Annotated in this window: 24 protein-coding genes and 1 other RNA gene; 23 read left to right on the top strand and 2 right to left on the bottom strand. The window is 28.3% G+C overall.

All coding sequences use genetic code 11. The features are described from left to right. Positions 1-32: 32 nt before the first annotated feature. Together NG901_RS04590 and rnpB are read left to right on the top strand one after the other, a co-directional pair. Positions 33-269, top strand: a complete 237-nt coding sequence (locus NG901_RS04590) for a hypothetical protein (RefSeq protein ID WP_252212568.1) — start codon at positions 33-35, stop codon at positions 267-269. Positions 270-372: 103 nt separating this feature from the next. Continuing rightward, positions 373-717: RNase P RNA component class A (gene rnpB, locus NG901_RS04585), an RNA gene on the top strand. A gap of 41 nt (positions 718-758) precedes the next feature. Here rnpB and NG901_RS04580 read toward each other — a convergent pair. Both NG901_RS04580 and NG901_RS04575 read right to left on the bottom strand, forming a co-directional pair. Then, positions 759-1,232, bottom strand: coding sequence for an ImmA/IrrE family metallo-endopeptidase (locus NG901_RS04580; protein ID WP_252212567.1), 474 nt, complete (start codon positions 1,230-1,232; stop codon positions 759-761). A 5-nt stretch (positions 1,233-1,237) separates the two neighbouring features. Next, positions 1,238-1,603 carry a helix-turn-helix domain-containing protein gene (locus tag NG901_RS04575; RefSeq protein ID WP_252212566.1) on the bottom strand — a complete coding sequence of 122 codons (366 nt, stop codon included), beginning with the start codon at positions 1,601-1,603 and terminating at the stop codon, positions 1,238-1,240. Between the two features lie 254 nt (positions 1,604-1,857). Between NG901_RS04575 and NG901_RS04570 the strand changes: the two genes are divergently transcribed. The 21 genes from NG901_RS04570 to NG901_RS04470 all read left to right on the top strand — a co-directional run bounded on the left by NG901_RS04570 (position 1,858) and on the right by NG901_RS04470 (position 17,978). Beyond that, positions 1,858-2,367, top strand: a complete 510-nt coding sequence (locus NG901_RS04570) for a helix-turn-helix domain-containing protein (protein WP_252212565.1) — start codon at positions 1,858-1,860, stop codon at positions 2,365-2,367. Positions 2,368-2,730: 363 nt separating this feature from the next. Continuing rightward, positions 2,731-3,147 carry a phage tail terminator family protein gene (locus NG901_RS04565; RefSeq protein WP_252212564.1) on the top strand — a complete coding sequence of 139 codons (417 nt, stop codon included), beginning with the start codon at positions 2,731-2,733 and terminating at the stop codon, positions 3,145-3,147. Next, positions 3,137-3,292 carry a hypothetical protein gene (locus tag NG901_RS04560; RefSeq protein WP_252212563.1) on the top strand — a complete coding sequence of 52 codons (156 nt, stop codon included), beginning with the start codon at positions 3,137-3,139 and terminating at the stop codon, positions 3,290-3,292. The genes NG901_RS04565 and NG901_RS04560 overlap by 11 nt, the downstream gene beginning before the upstream one ends. Next, positions 3,293-4,603 carry a phage tail sheath family protein gene (locus tag NG901_RS04555; RefSeq protein ID WP_252212562.1) on the top strand — a complete coding sequence of 437 codons (1,311 nt, stop codon included), beginning with the start codon at positions 3,293-3,295 and terminating at the stop codon, positions 4,601-4,603. A gap of 18 nt (positions 4,604-4,621) precedes the next feature. Next, positions 4,622-5,089 (top strand): phage tail tube protein, encoded by a 468-nt coding sequence (locus NG901_RS04550; RefSeq protein WP_012450094.1) that lies wholly within the window; start codon positions 4,622-4,624, stop codon positions 5,087-5,089. Between the two features lie 349 nt (positions 5,090-5,438). Next, positions 5,439-5,852, top strand: coding sequence for a phage tail assembly chaperone (locus tag NG901_RS04545; RefSeq protein ID WP_252212561.1), 414 nt, complete (start codon positions 5,439-5,441; stop codon positions 5,850-5,852). A 195-nt stretch (positions 5,853-6,047) separates the two neighbouring features. Beyond that, on the top strand, positions 6,048-8,000 hold the full coding sequence (locus NG901_RS04540; protein WP_252212560.1) for a tape measure protein: 1,953 nt from the start codon (positions 6,048-6,050) through the stop codon (positions 7,998-8,000). Then, positions 8,000-8,662 carry a LysM peptidoglycan-binding domain-containing protein gene (locus tag NG901_RS04535; RefSeq protein ID WP_252212559.1) on the top strand — a complete coding sequence of 221 codons (663 nt, stop codon included), beginning with the start codon at positions 8,000-8,002 and terminating at the stop codon, positions 8,660-8,662. The genes NG901_RS04540 and NG901_RS04535 overlap by 1 nt, the downstream gene beginning before the upstream one ends. Positions 8,663-8,673: 11 nt before the next feature. Next, positions 8,674-9,645, top strand: a complete 972-nt coding sequence (locus NG901_RS04530) for an XkdQ/YqbQ family protein (protein ID WP_252212558.1) — start codon at positions 8,674-8,676, stop codon at positions 9,643-9,645. Positions 9,646-9,648: 3 nt separating this feature from the next. After that, complete coding sequence (locus NG901_RS04525) at positions 9,649-9,978, top strand: DUF2577 domain-containing protein (protein WP_252212557.1); 330 nt, start codon at positions 9,649-9,651, stop codon at positions 9,976-9,978. Continuing rightward, the gene (locus tag NG901_RS04520; protein WP_252212556.1) at positions 9,971-10,378 is read left to right on the top strand and encodes a DUF2634 domain-containing protein; all 408 of its coding nucleotides are present in this window, start codon (positions 9,971-9,973) and stop codon (positions 10,376-10,378) included. The genes NG901_RS04525 and NG901_RS04520 overlap by 8 nt, the downstream gene beginning before the upstream one ends. A 2-nt stretch (positions 10,379-10,380) precedes the next feature. Further along, positions 10,381-11,427: a baseplate J/gp47 family protein gene (locus tag NG901_RS04515; protein ID WP_252212555.1), complete on the top strand. Its 1,047-nt coding sequence runs from the start codon at positions 10,381-10,383 to the stop codon at positions 11,425-11,427. Beyond that, positions 11,414-12,025, top strand: a complete 612-nt coding sequence (locus tag NG901_RS04510; RefSeq protein WP_252212554.1) for a putative phage tail protein — start codon at positions 11,414-11,416, stop codon at positions 12,023-12,025. Before NG901_RS04515 ends, NG901_RS04510 begins: the two co-directional genes overlap by 14 nt. A gap of 6 nt (positions 12,026-12,031) precedes the next feature. After that, positions 12,032-13,192 (top strand): phage tail protein, encoded by a 1,161-nt coding sequence (locus NG901_RS04505; RefSeq protein WP_252212553.1) that lies wholly within the window; start codon positions 12,032-12,034, stop codon positions 13,190-13,192. A gap of 27 nt (positions 13,193-13,219) precedes the next feature. Continuing rightward, positions 13,220-13,489, top strand: coding sequence for a hypothetical protein (locus NG901_RS04500; RefSeq protein WP_252212552.1), 270 nt, complete (start codon positions 13,220-13,222; stop codon positions 13,487-13,489). A 37-nt stretch (positions 13,490-13,526) separates the two neighbouring features. Then, the gene (locus NG901_RS04495; protein ID WP_252212551.1) at positions 13,527-13,673 is read left to right on the top strand and encodes a hypothetical protein; all 147 of its coding nucleotides are present in this window, start codon (positions 13,527-13,529) and stop codon (positions 13,671-13,673) included. A 55-nt stretch (positions 13,674-13,728) separates the two neighbouring features. Next, the gene (locus tag NG901_RS04490; RefSeq protein WP_252212550.1) at positions 13,729-14,850 is read left to right on the top strand and encodes a phage tail-collar fiber domain-containing protein; all 1,122 of its coding nucleotides are present in this window, start codon (positions 13,729-13,731) and stop codon (positions 14,848-14,850) included. A 16-nt stretch (positions 14,851-14,866) separates the two neighbouring features. Further along, positions 14,867-15,247, top strand: a complete 381-nt coding sequence (locus tag NG901_RS04485; RefSeq protein ID WP_252212549.1) for a YomQ N-terminal domain-containing protein — start codon at positions 14,867-14,869, stop codon at positions 15,245-15,247. Further along, entirely contained in the window at positions 15,240-15,374 is a 135-nt protein-coding gene (locus NG901_RS04480; protein ID WP_252212548.1) for an XkdX family protein, read from the top strand. Before NG901_RS04485 ends, NG901_RS04480 begins: the two co-directional genes overlap by 8 nt. 256 nt (positions 15,375-15,630) lie before the next feature. After that, positions 15,631-16,338 carry a hypothetical protein gene (locus tag NG901_RS04475; protein WP_252212547.1) on the top strand — a complete coding sequence of 236 codons (708 nt, stop codon included), beginning with the start codon at positions 15,631-15,633 and terminating at the stop codon, positions 16,336-16,338. Positions 16,339-16,634: 296 nt separating this feature from the next. Beyond that, positions 16,635-17,978, top strand: a complete 1,344-nt coding sequence (locus NG901_RS04470) for a Vps62-related protein (protein ID WP_252212546.1) — start codon at positions 16,635-16,637, stop codon at positions 17,976-17,978. The last annotated feature ends 65 nt before the right edge of the window (positions 17,979-18,043 follow it).

Genomic DNA, 18,043 nt, shown 5'->3' with positions numbered 1-18,043 from the left:
TTAATTGTGAGAGCAATTTATAGGTGGGTATTATGGGAGATGACAATAATAAAAGTTTTAAACATATGTGCAAAAATATGAGGAGATGTTTTAGGGGAGGGAGAAGAAGAGGTGGGTGGTTTCCATTCTTTCAAGGTCCTTGTCCTTGGTACTTTTGTCCTAAAGCTGTAGTAGGAGCAATGATACTTGCATCACTACTTTTATGTGGGGTTAATATTTATGGTGTATTAATAATAACTTTATTAATATTATTATTTATTTTGGTATAAAATAAAAATATTTAGTAACTTTATCACTTAGCTTAATAATTACCAAAAAAATTATTAAATTTTTATTTGTAAAATTATAAGATGTGTGATAATATAAATCTTGCGAGCAAAACGTGCAATCGCTGCTGGGCTTGACCCAGGAGAGGAAAGTCGGGGCTCCATAGGGCAGGGTGCTGGATAACGTCCAGTCAAGGCGACTTGAAGGATAGTGCAACAGAGATATACCGCCTAAGTTTACTTAGGTAAGGGTGGAAAGGCGAGGTAAGAGCTCACCAGCGTGATGGTGACATCACGGCTATGTAAACCCCACTTGGAGCAAGACCGAATAGAGAGGCATTAAGGGATTGCCCGTCCCGCCTCCGGGTGCGTCGCTTGAGCTCATTGGCAACAATGAGCCTAGATAGATGATTGCTTAATACAGAACCCCGCTTACGGCTTGTCTCGTACAAATATGAAGAACACTAGGTTAACGTCTAGTGTTCTTTTTATTTAAACTAATTTCAATATTCCTAAGTTTGGTTCAAAATATATTAAATAAGAATCTATCTTATAGCAAATACCATATTTTTTTCTGTAGTTAATAATGGTATCATTTAAGAATTCTTCAGTTACCCCAAAAAAATCAGCTAATTCATATTTATTTTTTACACCATAATTATAAGCACAAATTAGATCTTTTATTTCAATAAGTTTTTCATTTGCCCATCTCCGAGCTCTCAATTCTTGTTTTTTACTGTTAAGATTATTATAGTCAATTATATTCCCGAAGGATGTTTCATGATGTCCTATCTCTTCAATTAGAATACATTTACGTTCGATATCTGTGTCAATATCAGAATTAATAAGTATTCGGCTATTCTTATATAATCCCTTAAAATTAAATTTTAATTTTTTTTCTTTAATATTTAACCCCTTATTTTGAGCATATATAAGCAAATCTTCATATGTCATTAAATTACTCATGTAAGTTACCAATTTTCATCATCAAATAAAGCATCTATGTAATCTTTTAGTAATTTGACTTTTTTTGGAGTTAAATGTTTATCTTCTAAATGTGCTGCAACTGTATCAATTTGTTTTTGTTTTTCAATATCTACATTTTTTATTGAATTTTCATCTATAATATCAATTTTTGTTTCTTCAAAAAAATCATTTACGGATATATCAAGAGAAGAAGCTAGTTTTTGAAGTGTTATCATTCGAGGATTTAAGGCCTTACCAGTTTCTATATCTGAAATTGTACTTGGTCCAACACCACTCAAATCTGATAGGTCTTTTAATGTAAATTTTTTTTCAAATCTTTTATTTTTTAAAAAGTTACCTATATAGCTCATAGAAATCACCCCTTTATATTTATTCCGGTTTACAGAAATATAATATCACTTAATATGGAAAAAGTAAACAATTGTATACAGAAAACCGAATAAATGAGAGAAAATGCATAAAAATTAAACTAAAATACCGGAAAAACGTAACAAATTAGATTTGCATAAACGGGAAACCGGATATAAGATGTATTTATAGATTAATTAGAGTTTTGATGTGTTTTAAAACAAAGTTTAAATTTTATTGAGGGGAGTAAACAATTATGGAATTACAAGAAATGAATATAGAAGGAATTATAGAAATGGCAGTTAAAACAGCAATAAAAGAATATGACAAGGAACAAAAAGATTTAGATAAGAAAAAAGTTTTTCATAATACCAAATTATTAATGAAACATTATAATGATTTAAAATCTCATATTATTTATTCAATAAGTGATATAAATGATATAACAAATACTGATAAGATTGAATTAGAAAAAGAAGAATATGATGAATTATATATATTAAGTATAAAACAAAGTAAAGTGAAAACATTAATAATGATATCGCATATAGATTCTTCATTAGAGGTATTAAAAAAAGAGCAAAGAAAAAAGGGTGTTGTAGAGAAATATTTGGCATTAGAAAAACTATTTATAGATGAAAAGACATATGAAGAAGTTGCAGAAGAGCTTAATTGTGGTGTTATTACAGTTAGAAGATGGGTTAAAGAGATGTTAGAAGAGTTAGGAATATATTTATTTGGAGTAGAAGGAATGAAGGTATGTTAAAATACAATGACAAATACATGAAAAAAAGATGCTATTTTAATGAAATAATAAACGTGAGATAATGGTATTGTGGAAAAGTAAGAAAACACAAAAACAACAATTTAAATATAGTTATATGGGAAAAGCACTTGTATGAAAATATAGGTGCTTTTAATTATAACAAAGCTAAATTGTACACATGAAATATCGTTTTGAAAAATAGATGAAAAAAAGATGTTATTTTAATGAAATAATAACCATGAGATAATGATATTGTGGAAAAGTAAAAAAAGACATATGATTTTAGGTACCTAAAAATATATATAAATTTAAAAATCTTATATTATTAAAACGAATCAGCCTTGAAGGGAGGTGATAATTTGAATGATAAGTAAATTAAAGCTTGAAATTAATAAAATGTTATCTCAAAATTTTCATGAGATAAATATATATGATGATGCTATGGAGCAAGGTTTTACGAAGCCTTGTTTTTTTGTGCAAGTATTATCTTCAAAACAAGTAAAAGAATTAAATAGACGATATAAAGAAGTTATATATTTTGATGTAAATTATTTAAGTAATAAAGAAAGTATTAATTTAGATTATTTTAATATGGCTGATACTTTATATAAAACACTTGAATATATAGAGGTTGATAATAAAAAGTACAGAGTATCTAATAAAGAGCATGAAATATCAGATGGAATATTACATTTTAAGTTTCAAGTAAAGTTTAATATATTAAAAACAATTGAAGAAGTAAATATGCAAAAGATGGGGGTAGATATTGTTGGAAAGTAAATTTTCAAAAGAGCAATTAGTACAATCTAAACATTTTACAAGAAATGAAAAGGACATTTTAAATGCATTATTAACAAAAGAAGAATATAGCATAAATGATGCAAGAGATGTAATAAACAAATTTTATAATATGGAGGTCAAATAAATGGCAGGTGGAACATGGGAAAAACAAAATAAAATAAGAGCAGGAGCTTATGTTAATTTTAAAAGTAAAAAGAATAATGATAGTAGCAATAATGAAAGAGGGGTAATGGCTTTACCGTTAGTATTGCCTTTTGGACCAGAAAAAACAATAGTAAAAATAGATAATGAAACAGATTTGTTAGGAGTAATAGGAATAGAACTAAATGAAGAAAGCCTTCTAATGCTTAAAGAAGGCTTAAAGAAAGCAAAAACAGTTTTATTATACAGACTTAATGAAGGTGTTAAAGCAACGAAGAAACTAGGAGAATTAGCAGTAACATCAAAATGGAGTGGAAGTAAAGGAAATGATATAAGAATTCAAATTCAAACTAATGTAAATGATGAAACTAAATTTGATGTAATCACATTCCTAGAATATACAAAACTAGATACACAAACTGTAAAAAATATTGATGAGTTAGTATCTAATGCACTTGTAGACTTTAAAGGATCAGGTGCACTAACTTTATCTGCTGGAGCAAAACTAGAAGGTGGAGAAGATAAACCTATTACAGGAAAGGATTATGTAGACTTTTTAGCAGAATTAGAATTATTTGATTTCAATACTGTAGCAATACCGTATGATGAGTCAGACACTAAGTTGGTTGTAAAAGAGTTTATTAAAAGATTAAGAGAATGTGAGGGAAGAAAAGTTCAAGCTGTTTTACCAAACTTTGCAGAAGCAGACTATGAAGGGATTATATCTATAAAGAATGGTGTGTATCTTAAAGATGATGTACATGTAACTAATGTACAAGCAACAGCATATGTAGCAGCGTTAACAGCAAGCTCAGGTTATGCTGATTCTAATACTTATGCTTTATATGAAGGTGCAAGCAATGTTGATGTTAGATATGCAGATAGCGAAATAAAAGAGATAATCAAAAAAGGTGAAATAATCTTCATCAATAATAAGCAACAAGTTTTAATTGAACAAGATATTAACACATTAAAGACTTTTACAGAGGATAAAAAATCTGACTTTAGAAAAAACAGAGTTATAAGAGTTTTAGATGGAATAAATGACAAGATTAAATATAAGTGGGAAGAATCTTATATTGGCAAAGTAAGCAACAATGAGGATGGAAGAAACTTATTTAAGAAAGATATATTAAATATTTTAGAAACATTACAAGGACAAGGAGCATTAGAAAATGTAGTTGTAGATGATATTGAGGTACTTAAAGGAAATTCTAATGATTCTATTGTTGTAAATGTTAATGCGCAACCAGTAGATAGTATGGAAAAAATATATATGACTGTATTTATATAATGATTGGAGGAATATTAAATGAGTAATTTTTTAAATTTTAGTGATACTTTAAGTGGAACAGAAGCAAAGGGGTTCATAACTGTAAATGGTAGAAATGAGGAATTATTTTATGCTAAAAAGTTAGAATCAGATGCAGAAAAAACTAAAACAACAGGTAAAACTTTAGGCAGTAGAGTTGAACAAAATAAAGCTACAGGCTGGAAAGGAACAGGAACACTTACAATTTATTATGTAACATCTTTATTTAGAGAAATGATGATAAAGTATATTAAAACAGGAAAAGATGTTTATTTCGATATGACAGTCACTAATGAAGATGCAACTTCTACAGTTGGAAAGCAAACAATTGTATTAAAAAAATGTAACTTTGATAAAGTAAGCATGGCTATGTTTGATGTAGAAAGTGAAGTTTTAGAAGAAGAAATGGCATTTACTTATGAAGATGTTGATTTATTAGATAAATTCGGAAAACCAGTAATTGGTTAATATTATAAATCTACTCTGTTTTAGCAGAATACGTTGATATATTCAATGGGTAAAGTGGCATTGTAATTGGACTTTGAGAATAGTTAAGTGAGAGTAAAAATTTTATATTTTACGCCTCGAACTTACTCAGTGACTTAATAGGAATCGAGTTTCCTCTTTTAAGTCACAATTTTATATTGGGAGCAAGCTAAAATGGGACTATACTCATTTTTAGTATTCCTAAGTTCAATTACTCAGTCCAACTTTACTTATGAATATATCAACGTATGCTAAAACAGAGTCTTATTTATGCTTTGAGTATTAAATATTAGTGTAAAAACAAAAACGATTAGTGAAGGAGTATGGAATAATGAATAATTTTGAAGATTTTTTAATGGATAGTTTTGAGGATACACAAGAAATTGAAAGAGAAGTAACAATAGGTGGTAAGAAAAAGCTTATGAAATTTAGACCTATTTCTGCTGAAATGGGGGATAGAATAAGAAAGAAAAATAGAAAAACTAAATTAATAAAAGGTCAAAGAATAATGGAAACAGATCAAGATAAATATGTATCTGATTTAATAATTGAAACTACAATTTGTCCTGACTTAAAAAATTCAGAACTACAAGCTTCATGGGGAGTTCTTGGTGCTGAAGAGCTACTAAGTGCAATGAAATCTAAGATGAGAGATGGAGAATTTTCAGATTGGTCATCAATAGTAGGAGAAGTTAATGGCTATGATAAAAGCGTTAATGATTTAATTGAAGAAGCAAAAAACTAATTAAGGAGGGAGATGGTGAAGCATCATATGCTCACTATGCCCTCCATAAATTAAAAATACTACCTCATGAATTAATGAATTTATCTAGACAAGAAAAGGCGTTTATATATGCTTCAATAGATTTACATGTAGAAAAGGAAAAGAAAGAAGCAAATAGGATGAAGAGAAAAAGATAAAAGGAGAGGAGGTAATATTATGGCATCAATGGAAACGGGCTTAATGGTAATGGATGGTATGGTAAATCAACCAGCATTACAACAACCAATAATGCCTAAGTTTCAACAAACATTACAAATGCAGCAAATACAATTAATACAACAAGAAATTTCATTAACAAATGTTTTACAAATAAATGTTCAAAAAGCAGCAGATGAACAAGATAAATTAAATCAAAATGTAAATAAAAGTACATCTAGTATGTCTGCACTAGCAACAAAGGCATCAGAAACATTTAAAAGTTTTTTCAATGCAGAAACATTGAAAAATGGAATATCAGCAGTTATAGGTGAAGCAAGTAAAATGCAAGACAAAATGATTTCAGTACAAGGAATGCTTGGAAATAAAGAGGCAGGAACAGCTTATTTTAATCATCTTCAAAAACAGGCTAATGAATCAGGATTTTCATTTGATGAACTTAAAAATAATGCACAATCATTTATGGGAGTAACTAAAAATACAGAAAGCTTAGATAAACTAGCCAATTTATCAGAACGTTTATCACTTGGTAATTCAGGAGAAGGAATATCTGGAGCAGGTGGAGCTATTAATAGTATGCTATCTGGAGATGGATCTGATCTTAAAGATAAGTTTGGATTTAGTAGCGAAGATATGGGAGTTTTACAAGCAAGTAAGGATTTAGATGATTTTACTTCAAAATTTGATGTGTTATTAAATAAAAAAGGCTTAGATTCTTCAATGCTAGATGAATTTAACAATTCAGCATCCTCACAATTTGAGAATCTTAAAGAAAACTTTGATAGTAGTTTAGGTACGATTGGATTAGGGTTATTGAATGCTATCAATCCAGCAATGCAAATGTTAAATGAAATGTTTTCCGATGGAGCTTTTCAGGGAATAATAAGTGGTATATGTATGGGAATTGGTTTGATAGCGACTTTAATATGTTGGGTTGGAGATGTAGTTACAAGCAATTGGGACATAATACAACCTATGTTGATATCATTAGGAATAGCTTTATTAGCTATATTAATACCACTTGTATTTCAATTTGCATTTGCATGGGTTATAGCTAATTTACCGATATTGATTTTAATAGGCACAATAATGTTACTTATATACTTTTTGAATTTATTTGGAATAAATTTTCAACAGATAATAGGTTTTATAGGTGGACTCTTTATGGGATTTGTAGGTTTTATATATAATAGCATTGCTTTAGTCTGGAATATAGTTGCTGCATTAGCTGAATTTTTTGCAAATGTATTTAATCATCCATTGTATTCTGTTCAACGTTTATTTTATAACATATGGAATTCTATTGTTGAATTCATAGGTGGAGCTTTAGATTGGATTGTAGAAAAAGCTAAAAGTATTCCATTTCTAAAAGATTTAATTGGAGATTTTTCAATAGGGTCTTTTAAAATGGATATACCAGAACCACCAGAGGATTATGTAAGTGTACAAAGAATGGAAACAAAGGATTTAAATGGCCAATTTAATTTAGGTTATAGTAGCGGTAGTAATTTTGTAAATGGTATTTCAGATAAGTTTAAAAATAATGATGCTATTTTAAATTCATATAATGAAGATAACATGGGAAATAATTTTAATAATTCTCTATTAAATCAAGGTGGAAATAATTCAAGTGGTATTCCAAGTGATATGGGTGGAGGCAGTGATGCTTTAACCTCAGCAATAGACAATACTAATTTAGGTAATAATGTATCAGAAGGATCAGAATCACTTAAAGGGATAAATGATAGTGTGGAAGTTTCAAATGAAAATTTAGACTTAATGAATGATTTAGCAGAACTGGAAAGTATCCAAAATTTCATAACATTAACTCCAACTGTACAAGTAACCACAGGAGATATAAGAAAAGAAGCAGATATAGATACAATTATATCTAGAATAGAATCATATATGGAAAATGAAATGACTAATAGTGCAGAGGGGCTGTATGCGTAATGAGTAAAAGATATAAGATGCGATTAAGTGTAAATGAAGGCAGAGAAGGATTTGTTTTACCAGTTCTTCCACAAGATATTGAAATAAGTGATAGTGGAGATAACAAAACTCATAATGTAATAAATATAGGTGAAGTTAATGTAATAAATATTCCTAAATTAACTAAAATATCATTTAAAAGCTATTTCCCAAGAAATAATGGTCCTTATGTGAATGATAAGCATTTTTTTAGACCACATGAATATATGAATAGACTAAATGAATGGCGTCAAAATGCAGAAAAAGTAAGATTTATATTTATAGGTTCAGAATTTGCAATAAATGATTTATTTTCTATTGAAAATCTTAAATTTACCGAAAAAGGTGGAGAAGTAGGAGATATATATTATTCAATAGAGTTAAAAAGATATAAACCTTATTATGCTACAAGAGCAGTTGTAATGGAAACAAAAAATGGTATCATTGTTGAAAATTATAATACTACACTTAGACCTGATGATAAAGTAAAAGTTAATAGCCATAAAGTAGTTAAAGGTGAAAGCTTATGGCACATTGCAAAAAAATATTTAGGCGATGGAAACAGGTATAAAGAAATTGCAGAACTTAATAATATATCAAATCCAGGTTTAATATATCCTGGACAAGTTATTAATATTCCATAAAGGAGGTTAACATGAATATAGAATTATTAATTGATGATAAAAAAAGTAATATCTATAATCTTAGCAATCTTATAAAACAAGTAACATGGAAAACAAAAAGAAAAGGAAGTCCTTCAAGCTTAGAAGTGACATTGTTAACGAATGAAACATTAGGTGTATCAAATGGTGACATAATAAGATTTAAAGTTGATGGGGTTAATATTTTCTATGGTTATGTGTTCAAACATAGTGGTAATGAAGGAGAAGAAATAAAATTAATAGCTTATGATCAAATTAAATATTTAATGTATAATGATACTTTTTCAGATGTTAACCTAAAAGCAAGTGATGTAGTTGAAAGGATACTTTATAATCTAGGATTGACAAAAGGTATTATAGAAGATACTGGTTATGTAATTCCTAGATTTAACGAAAAAGATAAAAAATTAGTAGATATTATTTATAAAGCATTGGAAAAAACATTAGGTTCAACTAAAAGAACTTTTGTTTTATATGATGATTTTGGAAGTATTAATCTTAAAGATATAAATAATATGAGACAGGAATTAATAATATCTGAAAATACTAATTTAGGAAAATATGATTGGAGTAATTCAATCGAAGATAGTTATAATGCTATAAAGCTTGTTAGAAAAAGTGAGGATTCAGAAGAGGAAGAAGTATACACTACTGAAGATAAAAATAACATGTATAAATGGGGTAAACTTCAATTTTTTAAAAGCATTGATGATAAAGTGAATAAGGCACAAATAGACGAAATACTCAAAGCTCATTTAACATTAAAAAATAAAGAGAAGAAGTCATTAAAACTTAAAGATGTTTTAGGTACTGACATTAAATTAGAGGCAAAACTTAGAGGGGGATCTGGTGTGTGGGTTGATATAAAAAGATATGGAATAAATGAAATGTATTTAATAGAAGAAGCCACACATAAGTTTTCTAAAGATGGACACATAATGGATTTTGATTTAAAGGTGGTGTAAAGTTTGGCTAGTATGATAGAAATTATAAAACAAGCAAGTGTAAATGCAATTAATGCTGGAAATCCTTTAGATATAGAATTTGGAACTATAATAGATGATAATTTAACTGTTAGGATAGATCAGAAAAGAATATTACAAAAAGATTTCTTTGTTGTTCCAGAAAGTTTAAATAGATATGAAATAGATTTAAAACATTCTCATTCAGAAACATCATCAGCTCTTGGCACAATAGTTATTAGAGAAGGATTAAAAAAAGGAGACATTCTTGCATTGTTAATGATTGAAAAGGGAAGTAGATTTTTAATTCTTGATAAGGTGGGAAAGTATGAATAATTTTAGTATATTGCCTCAAGGAGGCATAATAAAAGATATTGATATTATAAAAGAAAAAAAGCATCCTAGTAAAACTTATAAGATCAAAGAAAATAGAATAATTGGATTTTGTGATGAGATAGAAGCACTTAAGCAGACAATATATTTTATATTAAATACAGAGAGATATGATTATTTAATATATCCTGATAGTTATGGAAGTGAATTTAGAAGAACTATAGAAATGGACAGAGATATTGCAGAGAGCGAACTAAAGCGTAGAATTAAAGAAGCATTAACCCAAGATGATAGGATTGAAAATGCAGATGAATTTATATTTGAATATGAGAAAGACAGTGTATTAGTAAAATTCACTGTCTTTTCTATTTACTCAAAATTATATGAAAGTGTGGTGATTTAAATTTGTTTGAAGTAAAAGAAGAAGACTTATTAAAAGAAATGCTAGATAAAATCCCTAATGATTTGGATAAAAGAGAAGGCAGTAGTTTAATATATAATGCATTAGCTCCAGCAGCACAAGAAATATCAAAACTAAGATCTGATATGGATAGATTTTTAGAATATACTTTTGCATCACCTAATATACCTGATGAATATTTAGATAAAAGATGCGTTGAACATGGAATTGAAAGAAAGATGGCAACATATGCAATAAAGTTAGGAACGTTTTATGATACAGAAGAGAAGTTAATTGATATTCCATTGAAATCTAGATTCTCTATAGATAAGACTAATTACATTGCAACAGAAAGAATTGAAAAGGGAAAATATAAAATGCAATGCGAACTTATAGGGACTAAAGGAAATTATCCAAGTGGGAATTTACTTCCTATTGAATACATTGAAGGATTAGGAAAGGGAGCTTTAGGTGAAACAATACTAGATGGTGTTGATACAGAAAGCAATGAAAGCTTATTTAATAGATTAATGGTAAAAGTAAGAACGCCATCAACATCTGGAAATAAATATGATTACTTAAATTGGGCTTTAAGTGTTAATGGAGTTGGAGATGCAAAAGTAAAGCCATTGTGGAATGGAAATGGAACCGTAAAAGTGTTAATAACAGATACTGATGGTAGAGCACCTGTGGAAGATTTAATAAAAAAAGTAAGTGATGTTATAGAAGAAAAAAGACCTATAGGAGCAACCGTTACAGTTACAGGAATAAAAGAAGTTAATATTAAAATTTCTACAAAGGTTATTTTACAAGAAGGTAGTGTTTTAGAAGCAATAAAAGATATGATTATTTCTAATATTAACTCTTATTTTAAAAAGATAAGTTTAAAAACTAATATAATAAGATTTAATAGAATAGTAAACTGTATTTTAGATGTGGATGGAGTTGAAGATTATAAAGAAATTACTTTAAATGGAAAACAAAAGGATATAAGTTTAAGCGAAGATAGCGTTCCAATATTGGAAAGTGTGGTGGTAGATGGTGTTAATTAAGAGCTATGTACCTTTTTTTATATCACAAATTAAAGAATTTGCAAAAATATATGATCTTGAGCAAGATGAAATTGAAAAACTGACTTTAAATATAAGAGATTTACTAAATCAATGTTTTGTAGAAACATCAACATGGGGAATAAAATATTGGGAAGACTTTCTTAACATTGTTCCAGATGATTCTAAATCAATAGAAAGTAGAAGATCAAATGTATTAGCAAGGTTAAGAGGAGAAGGAACAACATCAAAAGAGGTAATAAAACAAATTGCTAAAAGTTTTATAAATGATGTTGAGGTAAAAGAAAAAAATGAGAATTATAGCTTTGAAGTATATCTAAAATCAAGAGATGGATTTTCAAAAATGCTAGAGCTGTTATATTCAGCAGTAGAAGAAGTAAAACCAGCACATTTAAAAGCAAAATATAAACTTATAGCTATAAATGAAAGTTCTATATATTTTGGTATAGCTCCTATGGATGGAGAAATTTTAACTAGTTATCCATGGAGTTCTAGTGATATTAAATCTAATAACAAAGTCAATATACAAATTATACAAAATAGAAGCTTAGAAAGCTTAATTATATATCCAAAGGGGTGAATATAAATGAAAGAAAAATTTTATACAATATTAACGAATATAGGGAAAGCAAAGATAGCTAATAGCAGTGCATTAGGAAGTAAGGTTAATTTTGCAAAAATAAAAGCTGGAGATGGAAATGGAAAATACCATGAGCCAACAGAAGATCAAATAAAGCTTGTAAATACTGTTTGGGAAGGCAATATAAGAAACATTGAGGTAACTAAAGAAAATCCTAATTGGATAGAGATAGAAGCAATAATTCCATCAGATGAAGGTGGATTTACAATTAGAGAATTTGGAGCATTTGATGAGGAGGGTAATTTATTAGCAATATCAAAATGTCCAGAAACTTATAAACCAATAATATGTGATGGAAGTATAAAAGAACTATTAATAAAAATGGTACTCTCAGTAAGTAATACAGACAATGTTTCACTAAAAATAGATCCAACAATAGTGGTTGCAAAGAAAAGTGATGTTGAGAAAGTTAGTGCTAATGTTGATGAAATTAAGTCACAAATGAAAGATATTGCGAACAAAGTAGATAATATTAAAATTGCAGATGCTACTATAACTAAAAAGGGAATTGTACAGCTTAATAATACTACGAATAGCACAAGTATTACCCAAGCAGCTACAGCCAATGCAGTTAAGTTAGCAATGGATAGAGCGAATTCGGCTTTTCAATCAGCCAGTGATGGTAAAAATGCTATTGCTGGCAAAGTAGGAAATGTTACAGGAAGCAATACACATGCAGAAATAGCAAATAAAATACAAACAGATAAAAATACAGCAGCAACTAATTTATCTAATAAGGGTGTGAGTGCAAATGGAAATGAAGCTTTAGCTAGTTTAGTTTCTAAAATCGCAAATATAAGTATACAGGAAATGGGAGGAAAATTATTCACAAGTGGTACAATCAAAAAAGGAGAAACTGTAAATTTGGGTTTTGTTCCATCAGTTCTCATAGGTCACTTTTGGGAACCTAATTTTCATTCTCTTGCTATATATGTAAATGGTGTACGCTATTCTGTTGGGGGAGAAGGAAAACAATATTCGAGTGGTGGTAGCGGTAATATGAGTATTAATAATGATGTAAGTTTTACGATTATAGGAACTAATTTTACATTAGGACGTATCTTAAATAATGATAGAAATATTATGACATATATAGCTTATTCTTAATATTTAATAAAAATAAGGAGGAAATACATGAAAACATTAATAATTTACGACAATACAGGTTTTATAATTTTACAACAAACAGGTTCTTATAGAGCACAAGAAGGTGGTGTACAATACTTAGAAGTAGAGATACCTACAGGGAAAATGGTTAAAAGTATAAACGTAGATAAAAAAGAAGCTATTTTAGTAGATATACCAAAATCTGAGGTAGAAATACTTAAAGAAAAAGTAGAAAGCTTAGAAATGGCTAATGCAGAATTAACTACATTAGTGTCTATGCAAAGTCAAAATGCTTAAGAAATTAAAATTTAAAATAAAAAGGATGGTAGATAAAATGAAATTTGATAAAAATAGTGGATGCACAAAGGTATGGGTAACATTAATAATGAATGGAGTTTATGAATATAAAGCTGTTCCTAAGCTTTTAAACTTGCAAGAATGTGTAAAAGAAGTTTTAGTTGAAATAGGAGTTGAAGTTTAGTTCGCAATAGGAATAAAATAGGAAGCACATATAAATAGAAAGGAGAGTTTAATAAATGTCTGAAAAGTTTTATACTATATTAACTAATATAGGAAAAAGTAAAGTTGCTAACTTTGCAATTAATGGAGAAGAAGTAAAGTTCGTTAAACTAAAAGTTGGAGATGGAAATGGAAAGTATTATAACCCAATAGAAAATCAAAAAGATTTGATAAATACAGTTTGGGAAGGAAAGATAGGAAATATTCAAATAGATAAAGAGAATCCTAATTGGATAATTCTAGAAGCAATAATTCCACCAGAAGTCGGAGATTTTACAATTAGAGAATATGGAGCATTTGATGAAGAAGATAATTTACTGGCAATATCAAAATGTCCAGAAACTTATAAACCTACAATATCTAATGGAAGTACAAAGGAATTAATAATAAAAATGATACTCTCAGTTAGTAATACTGAGAGTATTTCTTTTGAAGTTGATCCTAATATAATGCTGGCAAAAAAGAGCAAAGTAGATGAGATAGATAAAAAAGTTAATCATACTATTTCGCAATTGAAAGATTTGACGAAAAATATAACCAAAATTATAAATGATGGGAATTACACTTTTAAAGATGACATTGATTTAAACACATTAACTGAACAAGGTAATTACTATGTTAGTGTTAAATGTACTAATTCACCTGGAAATGGTCTTTTAGAAGTAAAGAATTTTGGTAATGGGGAAGTAATAAAACAAATATTATATAGATTAGGTACTTTGAATTATACAGATGCAGATACTTATATTAGGACTTGCTTTAAAGGTATTTGGTCTAATTGGAGTTTAATTGGTGGGAATAATACAGGATGGATTGATTTACCTTTGACAGATGGGATTTCATCTATACAAGGGTATACATGCAGATATAGAAAAGTGGGAAAAATAGTTCAATTATGTGGAATTATAAGTGGAATTACAACAGAAACGCAATCAGATAAAGTTATAGCAACTTTACCAAGTGGTTTTAGACCGTCAGAAATCAATATTGTACTCTTACCAAAAAGTACGAATGATGATAATTACTTAAAAATATATGTAAGTGCTAATGGTGCAATTGGTACAAAGGGTACGAATATGAGGTCAATAGCTTCCTCAAATGGATTTATGCTATCTCCAATTATGTTTCTAGTAAATTAAATGAGAGGTGATGAGAATGGATTATAAAAATAAAACAATAATTGATAAAAATGGTTTTATAATAGATATGTGTGTACTATTTATAGACAATAAACCCCAATATTTTGAAGTTATAGAAGATATACAAATTGTTAATAGGTATACAGGGGATTATGTAAAACCAAAATGGGATTTTGAAAAAGAAGAATGGATTGAAGGTGCAACAGAAGAAGAAATAAAAGAATGGGAAGAAAGTAATAAACCAAAACCTAAAGAACCAAGTGAAGATGAAATATTAATATCTAATGTTTTATTAGAAAATGCAACTTTGAAACAAAAAACAAATGATTTAGAAGAAATGACAGCAAATTTAATGCTAAAAATAGCAGAGTTGAAAGGTGGTAATGCAAATGTATAAATGGATTAAAAAGTTTTATCTTATGGGGCTTTATACAGATGAAAACTTAAATGTATTTGTAGGAAGTAAAGATATTACAGAAGAAGAAAAACAAGAGATTATAAATAGTAAAGTTGTTTCGCAATAGCAAACTAGTAATAATTTAATAAATAAGGCAATAATAATGACTGTAATAGGTCTTTTTTTATTGCTTAAAATAGGAAATGAATTAAATATGAATAAATTTTACAAAAGATTTTTGGAAATGAATAATTTAGAATTAGGTATAAAAACTTTTATTGTACTTTTAATTTATTTTGGGAGTATATTTGCATTTTATTTGAAATTTATTTACAGAAGTATGCAAATATTGTAGAATTTACTTATGCAAGGGGGATTCTGCAATGACTATAGAAGAAATAAAACAACAGTTAGATTTTTTATCAGATAAGATTGATTTAATTAATACCAATATTCAATTCAATATTACTACATTTTTAGCAATATTAGCGATAGCTATAGCGTTAACAGGTGCAGCATTAGTACTATTAGTAAGAAATATTGTAAGCAAAAGATTTAATGAAGAAATAAAAAATATAGATGATCAAAGAGATAAGAAGATTGAACAGGCTACTGATAAAATAAATGAAATCATATTCAATAAAGATGAACTTTTAGGATATGAGAAGGGATCATGGACGCCTAAATTACAATTATATGGATGGGGAGATTATAAATATTATTTTATAACTAATGGAGCAGGTACTTATGTTAAACAAGGTGATATTATAAATATAAATTTATATATTACTGCACAAATCACAGATGAGATTAGAGCTGAAGCTAATAATGTAGCCAAGAGATGTAGAGTAATAATTGATGGATTGCCATTTACAGCAAGTCCATATATGTATAGAAGCTGTTCTTTAGGAGTATGTGAAGGAATAAATACTGAAGAAGGGCAGTTAGTAGCAGAAATAATTCCGACTGAGGATGTTCCAACTCAAATAGAATTTGGGTTAATAAATAAAAATAGATTGAGATTTCTTGAACTTAAAGAATTATCTGAATTTGTAACAATAAAAGTATCAGCTATTTATAGTACTAGATAAATATAAGGTTGAAATATAGTTTTATTTCAACCTTATATTATTAATACTGCACAATAGCAATATATGATGTAAAAACAAAATTAAATAAGGCAATAGATCAGGATTAGCGATAGTCTTTTTTTTATTGTCTAAAAATAACAGCTTAAAATCAACTATATGATAAAAAGTAAAAATTTACTAAATTTCTTATATATAAAGGAATTTGTATTACGATTATTGTTGGTTTTTACCATATATAAAGTTAAAATATTTTATGGACGCGTTCAATAATGGAAATAAGGGAGAAATAATATATAATGAAAAATTGTTATAAAAGAATACTTATCATGTTTGTAATGACATTAACCATTATGGGAGTTGGAGCATTTCAAAATAAAACTATTGCTAATGCTGAAACTCTTCCAAAACTTGAATTAAAAGAAGCAACAAAATTTAGTTTAGCTTGGAATGATCGTGGTAGTGGTGGAAAGTATGATGGAGCTTTCTATAGACTAACAACTGATACGGGATATGTACCTGTTGGATACTATGGTCAAGAAAATTATAATGATCCAAATAGTGATGTGCTAAAAGTACTTACAGTTAAATTTACTGATGGTATAACAGTTTATCCAATAGATTATAAAGTAATATGGAATGATAAAGGTTCTGGTGCAAATATGAATGGATATTTTTGGGAACCTATAGCTCCAGAAGGATATGTTGCTATGGGAATGATTGTAACTAATGGATCTAAGCCATTAGAAAAAGACGTAGTTTGTATAAAAGAAGAATATACGGAAAAGGGTTGTGCTGGAAAATTTATTTGGGATGATACTAATACAGGATCAGCTACAAACTTTGGTTCATGGTCTATAGATCCTATAAAAAATACTAATGGAGAATTTACTGGTGTATCTGCTAATACTTTTGTTGGAATAACTTCACTTGATAAAAATAGTACAACTGATAATCCTGTTTTAAATGTTTTTAAAAAAGATTTAATAGTAAATACTAATGAATCAATATCATTAGATCATTCAATAATGAATTTAACAGTAAATGATTCAAAACAATTAACAGCGACAACTACACCTTCAGCGGTAGATATAAATTGGTCAAGCTCAGATGAAACAGTTGCAACAGTAGATTCTAATGGAAATGTTAAAGCTATAAAAGAAGGACAAGCAACGATAACATCACAAATTAAAGGAACAGATATAAAAGCTAATTGTATGGTTACAGTTACAAAAGAAGATAAAGAACCTGAACCAATAGATCCGGAACAAGAGTATATAATTAACACTGCTTATGCCAAAGGCGATAATACTAATAATGCTAGTGGTCAAGTATCTATAATATTTAGGGGAGTTACGGAGGCACAATTAAAAGTTGTAAAAACAGCAGATGTAGATTCTGTATATGTGGGAGATAATTTTACATATACAATAGAAGTTACTAACACAAGTGATAAAACTGCTAAATCAGTAGTTATTAATGATAGTGCTCCTAATCATATTCAATTTATACCTAATGGAGTAACAACAACTCAAGGGCTAATTGATTCAAGTTCAACATCTAAAAGTATTATAGTTAATGTTGGAGATATTCCTCCATCAGGAACAGTTATAATAAAAATACCAGTTCTTGTAGTGGAATAAAATTATAGTTAAAATTTATTAAGGCACTCACTTAAATGTAGGTGTCTTTTCTTATATCCAAAATT

The organism is Clostridium sp. CMCC3677, assembly GCF_023845585.1.
In the GTDB taxonomy this organism is placed as follows: domain Bacteria; phylum Bacillota; class Clostridia; order Clostridiales; family Clostridiaceae; genus Clostridium; species Clostridium aquiflavi.
The sequence above is the reverse complement of the archived record's forward strand: the minus strand, read 5'-3'. Positions and strand labels throughout refer to the sequence as shown.

What these genes read in the sequence shown, in the direction of transcription:
- NG901_RS04475 (WP_252212547.1), top strand. Translation starts at nt 15,631, where the DNA reads ATGACTATAGAAGAAATAAAACAACAGTTAGATTTTTTATCAGATAAG.
- NG901_RS04495 (WP_252212551.1), top strand. Translation starts at nt 13,527, where the DNA reads ATGAAATTTGATAAAAATAGTGGATGCACAAAGGTATGGGTAACATTA.
- NG901_RS04565 (WP_252212564.1), top strand. Translation starts at nt 2,731, where the DNA reads ATGATAAGTAAATTAAAGCTTGAAATTAATAAAATGTTATCTCAAAAT.
- NG901_RS04550 (WP_012450094.1), top strand. Translation starts at nt 4,622, where the DNA reads ATGAGTAATTTTTTAAATTTTAGTGATACTTTAAGTGGAACAGAAGCA.
- NG901_RS04510 (WP_252212554.1), top strand. Translation starts at nt 11,414, where the DNA reads ATGGTGTTAATTAAGAGCTATGTACCTTTTTTTATATCACAAATTAAA.
- NG901_RS04490 (WP_252212550.1), top strand. Translation starts at nt 13,729, where the DNA reads ATGTCTGAAAAGTTTTATACTATATTAACTAATATAGGAAAAAGTAAA.
- NG901_RS04575 (WP_252212566.1), bottom strand. Translation starts at nt 1,603, where the DNA reads ATGAGCTATATAGGTAACTTTTTAAAAAATAAAAGATTTGAAAAAAAA.
- NG901_RS04545 (WP_252212561.1), top strand. Translation starts at nt 5,439, where the DNA reads ATGAATAATTTTGAAGATTTTTTAATGGATAGTTTTGAGGATACACAA.
- NG901_RS04480 (WP_252212548.1), top strand. Translation starts at nt 15,240, where the DNA reads ATGTATAAATGGATTAAAAAGTTTTATCTTATGGGGCTTTATACAGAT.
- NG901_RS04485 (WP_252212549.1), top strand. Translation starts at nt 14,867, where the DNA reads ATGGATTATAAAAATAAAACAATAATTGATAAAAATGGTTTTATAATA.
- NG901_RS04555 (WP_252212562.1), top strand. Translation starts at nt 3,293, where the DNA reads ATGGCAGGTGGAACATGGGAAAAACAAAATAAAATAAGAGCAGGAGCT.
- NG901_RS04500 (WP_252212552.1), top strand. Translation starts at nt 13,220, where the DNA reads ATGAAAACATTAATAATTTACGACAATACAGGTTTTATAATTTTACAA.
- NG901_RS04590 (WP_252212568.1), top strand. Translation starts at nt 33, where the DNA reads ATGGGAGATGACAATAATAAAAGTTTTAAACATATGTGCAAAAATATG.
- NG901_RS04520 (WP_252212556.1), top strand. Translation starts at nt 9,971, where the DNA reads ATGAATAATTTTAGTATATTGCCTCAAGGAGGCATAATAAAAGATATT.
- NG901_RS04530 (WP_252212558.1), top strand. Translation starts at nt 8,674, where the DNA reads ATGAATATAGAATTATTAATTGATGATAAAAAAAGTAATATCTATAAT.
- NG901_RS04470 (WP_252212546.1), top strand. Translation starts at nt 16,635, where the DNA reads ATGAAAAATTGTTATAAAAGAATACTTATCATGTTTGTAATGACATTA.
- NG901_RS04580 (WP_252212567.1), bottom strand. Translation starts at nt 1,232, where the DNA reads ATGAGTAATTTAATGACATATGAAGATTTGCTTATATATGCTCAAAAT.
- NG901_RS04570 (WP_252212565.1), top strand. Translation starts at nt 1,858, where the DNA reads ATGGAATTACAAGAAATGAATATAGAAGGAATTATAGAAATGGCAGTT.
- NG901_RS04535 (WP_252212559.1), top strand. Translation starts at nt 8,000, where the DNA reads ATGAGTAAAAGATATAAGATGCGATTAAGTGTAAATGAAGGCAGAGAA.
- NG901_RS04540 (WP_252212560.1), top strand. Translation starts at nt 6,048, where the DNA reads ATGGCATCAATGGAAACGGGCTTAATGGTAATGGATGGTATGGTAAAT.
- NG901_RS04505 (WP_252212553.1), top strand. Translation starts at nt 12,032, where the DNA reads ATGAAAGAAAAATTTTATACAATATTAACGAATATAGGGAAAGCAAAG.